A 10,099-nucleotide genomic window follows, 5' to 3' on the forward strand; every position below is an offset into this window, starting at 1 on the left:
CTTCCTTCCCGCAATCGCTTACGCCCGCAACGGTTTTCTGGTCTCGCCGAAGGTCGCCGCACAGTGGGCCGCCCAGGTCCCGGTCTTCGTCGGCCAACCGGGCTTCGCCGAGACGTTCCTGCCCGGTGGGCGATCGCCGCGCCCCGGCGAGTTGTGCATCCTGGGCGATCACGCAACCACCCTGGAGCGAATTGCGGCCACCGGCGGGGAGGCGTTCTACCGCGGCGAGCTGGCGGAGAAGCTGGAGGCACACGCCACCGCGCACGGCGGGGCGATGCGGGCCGACGACCTCGCCGCCCACCGGGCCGACTGGGTGGGCACCCTGCGCGGAAACTACCGCGGCTATACCGTCCACGAGATACCGCCGAACGGGCAGGGCATCGTGGCGCTGATCGCGCTGGGCATCCTCGAGCAGTTCGACATGTCCTCGTGGCCAGTCGATTCCGCCGACAGCGTGCACGTGCAGATCGAGGCGCTGAAGCTGGCTTTCGCCGACGCGCAGGCCCACGTCGGCGACATCGAGCACATGACGGTCCAGGCCGAGCATCTGCTGGACCGGGCCTACCTGCAGCAGCGCGCCGCCCTGATCGATCCGCGTCGGGCGCTGCCGGTGTCGGCCGGAACGCCCAGGGGCGGCACCGTGTATCTGACCGCCGCCGACGCCGCGGGGATGATGGTGTCGATGATCCAGTCGAACTACATGGGCTTCGGCTCGGGCGTGGTGGTGCCGGGCACGGGGATCGCCCTACAGAATCGTGGCGCGGATTTCGTTGTGAAGCAAGGTCATCCGAACCGTGTTGGACCCGGCAAGCGCCCCTTCCACACGATTATCCCGGGCTTCGTGACCAAGGACGGCGCCCCGGTGATGAGTTTCGGCGTGATGGGCGGACCCATGCAGCCGCAGGGCCACGTGCAGGTGCTGGTGCGCATCGCCGACTACGGCCAGAACCCGCAGGCGGCGTGTGACGGACCACGGTTCCGCTGGGTGCACGGCATGCAGGTCAGTTGCGAGCGCGGCTTCCCGCCGGCCACCCTCGACGAGTTGCGTGAGCGCGGGCACGAACTGCTGACCGTCGACGACTACAACGCGTTCGGGAGTTGTCAGGCCCTCTGGCGGCTCGACGACGGCTACCTCGCGGTGAGCGATCCCCGCCGGGACGGGCAGGCCGCGGCGTTCTAGACGGTTATCTGCCCCTCGGCCGCGCGCTGACCGATGTCGGTTCGAAAGTGGCTGCCGGGCAACCGGATCGAGTCGAGGATCTGGTATGCCCGTTGGCGTGCCGCGGACAGGTCGGGGCCGGTGCCCACCACCGACAGCACCCGCCCGCCGGAGGAGACGATCGCGCCGTCGTCGCGCCGGGCGGTGCCGGCGTGCAGGACACCGTCGGCCTCCGAACCGCTGATGACGTCGCCGACCCGCGGCCGTCCGGGATAGTTCTCGGCCGCCAACACCACCGTGACGGCGGCGCCCTCGCGCCACTGCAGTGGCCCGAAGTCGGCGAGCGTGCCGGTGCCGGCGGCGTAAAGCAATTGGCCCAGCGGGGAGTTCAGCAGGGCCAGCACGGCCTGGGTTTCCGGATCGCCGAATCGGCAGTTGAATTCGACCACCGCGGGGCCATTCGAGGTGATGGCCATGCCGGCGTAGAGCAACCCGCTGAATGGGCTGCCGCGCTTGACCAGTTCGGCCGCAACGGGTTCGACGATCCGGCTGACGATGTCGCGGTAGACGTCGTCGGGTAGCCACGGCACCGGGGCGTAGGCACCCATCCCGCCCGTGTTGGGGCCGGCGTCGCCGTCGCCGACCCGTTTGAAATCCTGCGCGGCCAGCAGCGGCACCACCGTCGGACCGTCGACCACACAGAACAGGGACACTTCGGGGCCGTCGAGGAAGGACTCCAGCAGCACGGGGTGCCCGGCTTCGAGCAACCCGGCGGCGTGCGCGCGGGCGGCATCGCGGTCCGAGGTCACCACCACCCCCTTGCCGGCCGCCAGCGAATCGTCCTTGACCACCCAGGCCGGGTCACCGGCCGGCGGGCCGAAGCGATCCAGCGCCGCATCCAAATGCCCCGGGTTGTCGACGATTTCGCTGGACGCGGTGCGGACGCCTGCGGCGGCCATGACCTCCTTGGCGAACGCTTTGGACCCTTCGATGCGGGCCGCGTCTTTGCCGGGGCCGAAGCACGCGATGCCCGCAGCGCGCACTGCATCGGCCACTCCGAGGACCAGCGGTACTTCGGGCCCGATGACCACCAGGTCGGCCTCCACCTTGCGGGCCAGCGCCACGACCTCCGCACTCGAGGTGATGTCGACGTTGTGCTGCTCGGCGAGACGGCCGGTGCCGGCGTTTCCGGGCGCCACGACCAGGCCCGTGACCTGCGGATCCCTGCTCAGCGCCAGCAGCAGGGCATGTTCACGGGCACCGGAGCCGATCACCAGGACGCGCACGACAGGTCAGACTAGCCGCAACGCCTCAGAGAATCTTTTCCAGCAGGTTTTTCAGCTCTTTCTGTTGCGCGGGGCTGAGCCGTTCCAGCCGCTTGTCGAACTCGCCGGCCAGCAGCGCGAGGCCGTCGGCGGTAACCCGGCGGCCCGAGTCGGTGAGCAGCAGCCGGTGGCGGCGCAGGTCGGCAGGATCGATCTCACGCCGTACGAATCCGGCCGCCTCGAGTCGCTTCAGGTACAGCGTGACAGTCGCCTTGGGCATGGTCAGCGCCGCGGCCAGCTCGGCGGGATAGGGATGTTCGTCGACCTCGGCCAGCAGGAACAGCTCCTTGGCCTCCAGCCCGAGGGCACACATGTCGGCCTGAACGCCGGTGATGACCGACGACAACACCCGGTAGTTCAGCGACCAGATCTTGGCCGCGTCGATCTCAGACATTCGACTTGCCAGATCGTTCAGAGATGAACTAGTTTCTTAGTGAACAAACGCATAATCGAACAATCTATCAGAAAGCGGCGATCATGCCTCTGGATCACTATGTGACACTCGGACGTTCCGGCTTACGGGTCAGCCCCTTATGCCTCGGCGCGATGACATTCGGCGAGGATCTCGGTTGGGGCACCAGCGTGGAAGAGTCTCAACAGATCATCGACCGGTACCTCGAACTCGGCGGCAACTTCATCGACACCGCGAACTTTTACACCGCCAGCCATTCCGAGAAGATCATCGGCGACCACATCGGTCGCCACCCGGACCGACGCGATCGCACGGTGATCGCGACGAAGTTCAGCGGCAACCTGTACCCGGGCGATCCCAACGGCGGTGGCTCGGGCCGCAAGTCGGTGATCAAAGCCTGTGAGAACTCGCTGCGCCGTTTGCAGACCGATTACATCGACCTGTACTGGTTGCACCTCTGGGACAAGGACACGCCCATCGAGGAGACTATGGCCGCCCTCGACGACCTGGTGCGGGCCGGAAAGGTGCGCTACCTCGGTGTCTCCGACACCCCGGCGTGGAAGATCGCCGAAGCCAACATGATTGCGCGTTTCCGCGGCTGGTCGGCCTTCGTCGGACTGCAGATCGAATACTCGTTGCTCGAGCGCACGGTCGAGCAGGAACTGGTGCCGATGGCGAGCGAATTCGGCCTGGGCATCACGCCGTGGTCCCCGCTGAAAAGCGGCGTGCTCAGCGGCAAATACACCCGGGACAACGTGGGCCAGCACCAGGGTGACCGCGGCGCGCTCGTCGACGCGTTCCTCAACGAGCAGACGTACGCCTTGATCGATGAGCTCGAGCTCATCGCCAAGGCGCACGAGACCAGCGTCGCGGCGGTCGCGCTCGCGTGGGTGCAGGCTCAGCCGGCCGTCTCGTCGGTCATCATCGGGGCCCGCAGGCTCTCCCAGCTCGACGACAACCTGCGCGCGGCCGACGTGAGCCTGGACGCCGACGAATTGGCCCGGCTCAATGAGCTGACCACACCGACATTCGGGTTCCCCAGCAACATGCTGGAGATGGCGCCCGGCATCATCAACGGCGGCACCACAGTCAACGGCGTATCCGCACCGGTCTCGGAATATGTGATGCCCACGGGCGCGCGCCCTTACTGAGGGATTTCCCCCGCTTCATTTCCCCGCGAGCAGACGCAGAATCGCACGCCTGCGGCCCGAACAGTGCGATTCTGTGTCTGCTCGCCGGGAGGGCCGAGGCGTCGGCTACTCGCCGGAGTGCATCTTCAGGGCACCCTCGACGTTCGCTTTCCTGTCCTCGGCGGCACCTTTGGCCGCGGCCTTCTTGCGCCTTGCGACGACGGTATCCACCGCGCCGTTGAGCGCCGAGCCCAGCGGGAAGCCGAGATAGTGGGTGAGGAAGACGGCCATCTCCTTGAGTTCGGTCTCGTCGAGTTCGCCGTTGAGAAGTGCTGCGTTGATTTGGATCTCGGCCAGGTCGCGATTGCCGACGGCGGTGACCGCGGTCAGCGTCATGATGCGTTTGTCGCGCATCGACAATCCCGGACGCGTCCAGATATCGCCGAACAAATGGTCGACGGTGAGGTCGAAGTACGGATCGCCCTCGATGTTGGGCATCTCCCAGCCGTAGACCTCGTTCATCTTCTCGAGGCCCTTGCGGCGCAGTTCGTCCATCACGCCTCCTTCGGTGTGTGCGGTACCCCGAGGCCCGGCGCAAGCCGCTCGAGGGCCAGCCGAGCCAGGGGCAGGTCTACGTGGTTGGACTCGGCCAATTCCAGCGCCAACCGTAGATCCTTCTCGCCCAGGCCGCGGGTGTGCATGAATCCGTCATACAGAAAGTGGCCCGGCTCAAGGTCTTTGGTGTCGTCGCGGTACATGATCGACCCGGCGCCGCCGGTCAGCTTGTCGGTGTGCCGCACCACGTTGCCGAGATCCTGCAGGTTCAGTCCTGCCGCTTCGGCCAGCTTCCACGCCTCACCGACCGCCGCATATATCGTGAAGGTCAGCATGTTGCGGGCCACCTTCATCCTGGTTCCCGCACCGGGAGGCCCGGCGTGCACAACCAATTCCGCCCAATGCGAGAACGGCTCCTTGACGCGGGCGAACACCTCATCGCTGGCACCCACCATGGTCGCCAGCTGACCGAAGCGGGCGGCACGCCCGCCGCCGCTGATCGGCGCATCGATGACATGGATGTCCCGGGCCTGCATCTCCCGTGCCAGTTCCTCGGCCGTGGTGTCGCTGATCGTCGAGTGAATCGCGATGATGGTTCCTGGTTTGGCGTGCGAAGCCAACTCACCGACCACTGTGCGCACCTGCTCGTCGTTGAGCACGGTGATGCTGATGATGTCGGTGGTGGCGATGTCGGCGAGACTGTCGGCCAGCGTGGCGCCCCGGTCAGCGAACGGCGCCATGGCTTCGGGACGCACGTCGTAGACCATCAAACCGCCAGGCCAATCCGCCATCTTCTTGGCCATTGGGGCACCGATATTGCCGAGACCGATGTATCCCAGCTTGAGGTTGGTCATGGCCGGAAGATCTGTCCGCCGTCGACGTTGAAGATCTGCCCGGTAATCCAGGACGCCTCGTCGCTGAGCAGGAACAGGCACATGCCGACCACATCTTGCGGAGTGCCCAATCGTGACAACGGAAGTCCCTTGACGATGTCGTCGACGATCTCTTTGGGCGTCGTGGTGCGGTTGGCCTCGGTGTCGATCGGACCGGGCGCGATGGCGTTGACGCGGATGTTCTGGCCGCCCAGCTCCCGCGAAAGTTGTTGCGTCAGGCCGTTGATGCCGACCTTGGCCAGGCCGTAGTAGTTGGCATACAGATAGGCTGCGGTCGAGGACTGGTTGACAATCGCGCCGCCGCCGCGCTTGGCCATCTTCTTGTAGACCGCGCGGGTGCACCACAACGCACCGTCGAGATTGACGCTCATGAACCGCTTGTAGTACTCGGGGTCGACGGTCAGCAGGAAGTCGATCTTCATGCCGCCGAAGATGGCGGCGTTGTTGACCAGGTAGTCGATGCCGCCGAACTCCGCCAGCGTCCGGTCGGCCATGTCCTTGGCCGAGGCGGGGTCCGAAACGTCAACGGGGACACTGATGGCGGTGCCGCCGTCGGCGACGATCTGCTTGGCCACCCCCTCGGCCGCCTCGGCGTTGATGTCGGCGACCACCACCGAGGCACCCTCGCGCGCCAGCGCCTCGACGTACGCCTGGCCGATGCCGCCACCGGACCCGGTGACGATCGCCACCTTGTTTTCGAATCGTGCCACGCTGCGCGCCCCTTCAGTTAGCCGCTGTCGCAATGAGTTTCGTTTCGAGGTACTCCTCGAATCCGGCCAGGCCCATTTCGCGGCCGTTGCCGGACTGCTTGTACCCGCCGAATGGCGCGTCGGCCGAGTACCAGACACCGCCGTTGACGTTGATGGTGCCGGCCCGGATGCGGGACGCGACCGCCGCGGCCCGGTCGGGGTCGGCCCCGTACACCGTGCCGGACAAGCCGTACGGCGAGTCGTTGGTGATGCGTACCGCGTCGTCGTCGCCGTCGTGCGCGATGACCGTCAGCACCGGTCCGAAGATCTCTTCGCGGGACACCTTGGCGTCGTTGCCCAGACCCGCGATCACCGTCGGCTCGATGAAGAAGCCGACATCCCTGCCCTCCGGGCGGCCCCCGCCGCACGCGAAGGTGCCGCCCTCGGCGATCGCCGAGTCGAGGTAACCCTGGACGCGATCGCGCTGCCGGGCCGAAATCAACGGCCCGCAAATCGTTTTGGGGTTAGTGGGATCGCCCGCCTGGATGCCTGACATGGTGGCCGCCGCGATGGCGACGGCTTCGTCGTAGCGGTCCCGCGGCACCACCAGGCGGGTGGTGATGGCACACCCCTGCCCGGCATGCATACACACCGAGAACGCCGCCACTCCGACGGCGCCACCCAGCTCGGCATCGTCGAGCACCACGAACGCGGACTTGCCACCGAGTTCCAGGAAGACCTTCTTGATGGTGGCCGCGCCGTCGCTCATCACGCTGCGCCCGGTGACCGTGGATCCGGTGAACGAAACCATGTCCACCCGTGGATCTTTGGCCAGCAGGGCGCCCACACCGTGGTCGCTGGACGTCACGATGTTGACCACGCCCGGCGGGATGTCGGTGTGTTCGGCGATGAGTTCCCCCAGCACCGCGGCACACCAGGGCGTGTCGGGCGCCGGTTTGAGCACGACGGTGTTGCCCGCGGCCAGCGCCGGACCGAGCTTGGCCAGATTGATCTGGTGCGGGAAGTTCCACGGCGTGATCGCGCCGACGACGCCGACGGCTTCGCGCGCGATGGTCCGCTTGGTGGGGATGCCCATCGGCGCCGCTTGGCCGAGATCCTGGTTCCATTCGTACGACTCGGCCGTGTCCGCGGCGAATGAGAGGTCGTTGACCGGACCCTCGAGCTGGGCCATGGCCGTCAGCATCCGCGGCGCACCAACTTCGGCGATGGTGATTTCGCGCAGCTCTTCGATGTGCTGCTGCATGGCGTCGCGCAGCTGGCGCACGCAGCGGACCCGCAGCTCGGTATTGCGGGACCAGTCGGTGTCGTCGAAGGCGCGTCGCGCGGCTTCGATCGCGCGCCCCATGTCCTCGGCGTCGGCGTCCGCGGCAACCCCCAGCACCTCTTCGGTCGCCGGGTTGATCGTCGGGAAGGTGCCCGCACTGCCCTCGGTCAGCTTGCCGTCGATGAACAGCGCGCTAACGCCGTCGGCCAACAACGCCATAATCTGCTCCAATCAAGTGGACAGTTGTCCGATATCGCCCGCTGGAACCATAGCCTTCTGGGCCTGCGCGGTGCAAGGGGCCTCGTGCCCGGCCACGGTAGTCAACGGTACTAAATGGCGGCTGACGTGCGAATTGGGTGCGATGACTTGCCTCTGGTCGCGGCGATACTCTAGCTTGGACATGTGTCCAGCGATGCACTGGTTACCGCCAATCCCGAGCCCGGGTCACCGACCGGGCAACCGCCGCGCAACCGGCGCCAGGAAGAGACCTTCCGCAAAGTGCTGGCCGCCGGGATGGAGACATTGCGGGAGCACTCGTACAGCGACTTGACCGTGCGGATGGTGGCCGCCCGCGCGAAGGTGGCCCCGGCCACCGCGTACACCTACTTCTCCTCGAAGAACCATCTGATCGCCGAGGTCTACCTCGATCTGGTCCGCCAGGTGCCGTACTTCACCGACGTCAACGAGCCGATGCCCGACCGCGTGCATCAGGCGCTGCGTCATCTTGCGCTGGTGGTGGCCGACGAACCCGAAGTCGGCGCGGCCTGCACGGCGGCGCTGCTCGGTGGTGGGACTGATCCCGCGGTGCGCGCGGTGCGCGATCGCATCGGCGCCGAGATCCACCGCCGCATCGCCTCGGCCATCGGACCGGGCGCGCAGCCCGGCTGCGCCGCGGCCCTGCAGATGGCGTTCTTCGGCGCGCTCGTGCAGGCCGGTAGCGGCGAGTTGACCTATCACGAGATCGCCGACCGGTTGGCCGATGTGGCGAGCCTGATCCTGGCCGGCGCTGAGCAGAAAGCCCTGGGTGACCAATGACCGTCCATGTCGGAGATTCCGAACTGGTCCTGGATCCCTACAGTTACGACTTTCACGAGGATCCGTATCCCTATTACCGACGGCTGCGTGACGAGGCGCCGCTGTACCGCAATGAGGCGCTGGGGTTTTGGGCGGTGTCCCGGCATAGCGATGTGCACCAGGGATTCCGCAACAGCACCACGTTGTCCAACCGCGACGGGGTCTCGCTGGACCCGGTGTCGCGCGGCCCGCACGCGGCGAAGACGATGTCGTTCCTGGCGATGGACGACCCGGCGCATCTGCGGTTGCGGACCTTGGTGTCAAAGGGCTTCACTCCCCGCCGGATTCGTGAACTCGAGCCCCGCGTCACCGAGCTCGCGGTACAGCATCTGGACGTCATGCTGGAGCAGGCCGGCGACGCAACGGTCGACTACGTCGCCGAATTCGCCGGCAAGCTGCCAATGGACGTGATCTCCGAACTGATGGGCGTGCCCGTTGCCGACCGCGACCGCATCCGGGCGATGGCCGACGGCGTGATGCACCGCGAGGACGGGGTCAACGATGTACCCGCCTCGGCGATCGAGGCGTCGATCAACCTGATCGTCTACTACCAGGCAATGATCGAGGAGCGTCGCAAGAAGCCGACCGACGACCTGACGTCGGCGTTGCTGGAAGCCGAGATCGACGGTGACCGCCTCACCGATGAAGAAGTGTTGGGCTTTATGTTCCTGATGGTTATCGCCGGCAACGAGACGACCACCAAACTACTTGCCAACGCCGCCTTTTGGGGCCACCGCAATCCCGAGCAACTGGCTCCGCTGTACGACGATCTGTCCCAAATTCCGCTTTGGGTCGAGGAGACCCTGCGCTACGACACATCCAGCCAGATCCTGGCCCGCACCGTTTCGGGCCCGCTGGAGCTCTACGACATAGTCATTCCCGAGGGCGACGTGCTGTTGCTGCTGCCGGGATCGGCGCACCGCGACGAGCGGGTGTTCGACAGCCCCGACGACTATGTGATCGGTCGCGAGATCGGTTCCAAATTACTCAGTTTCGGCAGTGGCGCACACTTCTGCCTGGGTGCCCACCTGGCCCGGATGGAAGCCCGCGTGGCGCTCACCGAACTGTTCAAGCGAATCCGTGGATACGAAGTGGACGAGGCCAACGCCGTCCGCGTCCACTCGAGCAATGTCCGCGGGTTCGCCCACCTACCGATCCACGTGGAGGCCAGGTAATGCCCCGGTTTGACCCCCTGCCCGAACGTCGCCCCGCCATCGTGGCCGGCGCGTCGTCCGGCATCGGTGAGGCCACTGCCATCAAGCTCGCGGCGCACGGGTTTCCGGTCGCCCTCGGCGCCCGCCGGGTCGAGAAACTCAACGACATCGTCGGCAAGATCAACGCCGACGGCGGCGAGGCGGTCGGCTTCCATCTGGACGTCACCGACCCGAACTCGGTGAAATCGTTTGTCGCGCAGTCGGTCGAGGCACTCGGTGAGATCGAGGTGCTGGTGGCCGGCGCGGGTGACACGTATTTCGGCAAACTGGCCGAGATCACCACCGACGAGTTCGAGTCGCAGCTGCAGATCCACCTGGTCGGGGCCAACCGGCTGGCCGCCGCCGTGCTCCCCGGCATGCTCG

The 10,099-nt window shown here is 66.4% G+C and carries 11 protein-coding genes; 5 read left to right on the forward strand and 6 right to left on the reverse strand.

What is annotated here, in order from left to right; all coding sequences use genetic code 11:
- Nucleotides 1-1,180 (forward strand): gamma-glutamyltransferase family protein (locus tag A9X01_RS22230; protein ID WP_065122793.1); only part of this gene is annotated, 1,180 nt, incomplete at its 5' end.
- Here A9X01_RS22230 and purD read toward each other — a convergent pair.
- The gene (gene purD / locus A9X01_RS22235) at nt 1,177-2,445 is read right to left on the reverse strand and encodes a phosphoribosylamine--glycine ligase (RefSeq protein WP_065122794.1); all 1,269 of its coding nucleotides are present in this window, start codon (nt 2,443-2,445) and stop codon (nt 1,177-1,179) included. The genes A9X01_RS22230 and purD overlap by 4 nt on opposite strands.
- Nucleotides 2,446-2,470: 25 nt before the next feature.
- Nucleotides 2,471-2,878, reverse strand: a complete 408-nt coding sequence (locus tag A9X01_RS22240; protein WP_065122795.1) for a MarR family winged helix-turn-helix transcriptional regulator — start codon at nt 2,876-2,878, stop codon at nt 2,471-2,473.
- A gap of 83 nt (nt 2,879-2,961) precedes the next feature.
- Here A9X01_RS22240 and A9X01_RS22245 point away from each other — a divergent pair, with 83 nt between their 5' ends.
- Complete coding sequence (locus tag A9X01_RS22245) at nt 2,962-4,047, forward strand: aldo/keto reductase (RefSeq protein ID WP_065122796.1); 1,086 nt, start codon at nt 2,962-2,964, stop codon at nt 4,045-4,047.
- A gap of 105 nt (nt 4,048-4,152) precedes the next feature.
- On the opposite strand, the gene A9X01_RS22250 is transcribed toward A9X01_RS22245, so the two are convergent.
- From A9X01_RS22250 to A9X01_RS22265, 4 genes are read right to left on the reverse strand one after another with little or no spacing between them, the layout of a single operon-like run.
- Entirely contained in the window at nt 4,153-4,581 is a 429-nt protein-coding gene (locus A9X01_RS22250) for a carboxymuconolactone decarboxylase family protein (RefSeq protein ID WP_065122797.1), read from the reverse strand.
- Entirely contained in the window at nt 4,581-5,435 is an 855-nt protein-coding gene (locus tag A9X01_RS22255) for an NAD(P)-dependent oxidoreductase (protein WP_065122798.1), read from the reverse strand. The genes A9X01_RS22250 and A9X01_RS22255 overlap by 1 nt, the downstream gene beginning before the upstream one ends.
- Nucleotides 5,432-6,184, reverse strand: a complete 753-nt coding sequence (locus A9X01_RS22260) for an SDR family oxidoreductase (RefSeq protein WP_065122799.1) — start codon at nt 6,182-6,184, stop codon at nt 5,432-5,434. The genes A9X01_RS22255 and A9X01_RS22260 overlap by 4 nt, the downstream gene beginning before the upstream one ends.
- A gap of 13 nt (nt 6,185-6,197) precedes the next feature.
- Complete coding sequence (locus A9X01_RS22265; protein WP_065122800.1) at nt 6,198-7,667, reverse strand: aldehyde dehydrogenase; 1,470 nt, start codon at nt 7,665-7,667, stop codon at nt 6,198-6,200.
- A gap of 183 nt (nt 7,668-7,850) precedes the next feature.
- Here A9X01_RS22265 and A9X01_RS22270 point away from each other — a divergent pair, with 183 nt between their 5' ends.
- The 3 genes from A9X01_RS22270 to A9X01_RS22280 form a co-directional block, all read left to right on the forward strand.
- Entirely contained in the window at nt 7,851-8,483 is a 633-nt protein-coding gene (locus A9X01_RS22270) for a TetR/AcrR family transcriptional regulator (protein WP_065122801.1), read from the forward strand.
- Nucleotides 8,480-9,697: a cytochrome P450 gene (locus tag A9X01_RS22275; RefSeq protein ID WP_065122802.1), complete on the forward strand. Its 1,218-nt coding sequence runs from the start codon at nt 8,480-8,482 to the stop codon at nt 9,695-9,697. The genes A9X01_RS22270 and A9X01_RS22275 overlap by 4 nt, the downstream gene beginning before the upstream one ends.
- Nucleotides 9,697-10,099: SDR family NAD(P)-dependent oxidoreductase (locus tag A9X01_RS22280; RefSeq protein ID WP_155772223.1), on the forward strand; the 403-nt coding region annotated here is incomplete at its 3' end. The genes A9X01_RS22275 and A9X01_RS22280, both read left to right, overlap by 1 nt.

It is taken from the genome of Mycobacterium asiaticum (assembly GCF_001668675.1).
In the GTDB taxonomy this organism is placed as follows: domain Bacteria; phylum Actinomycetota; class Actinomycetes; order Mycobacteriales; family Mycobacteriaceae; genus Mycobacterium; species Mycobacterium asiaticum_D.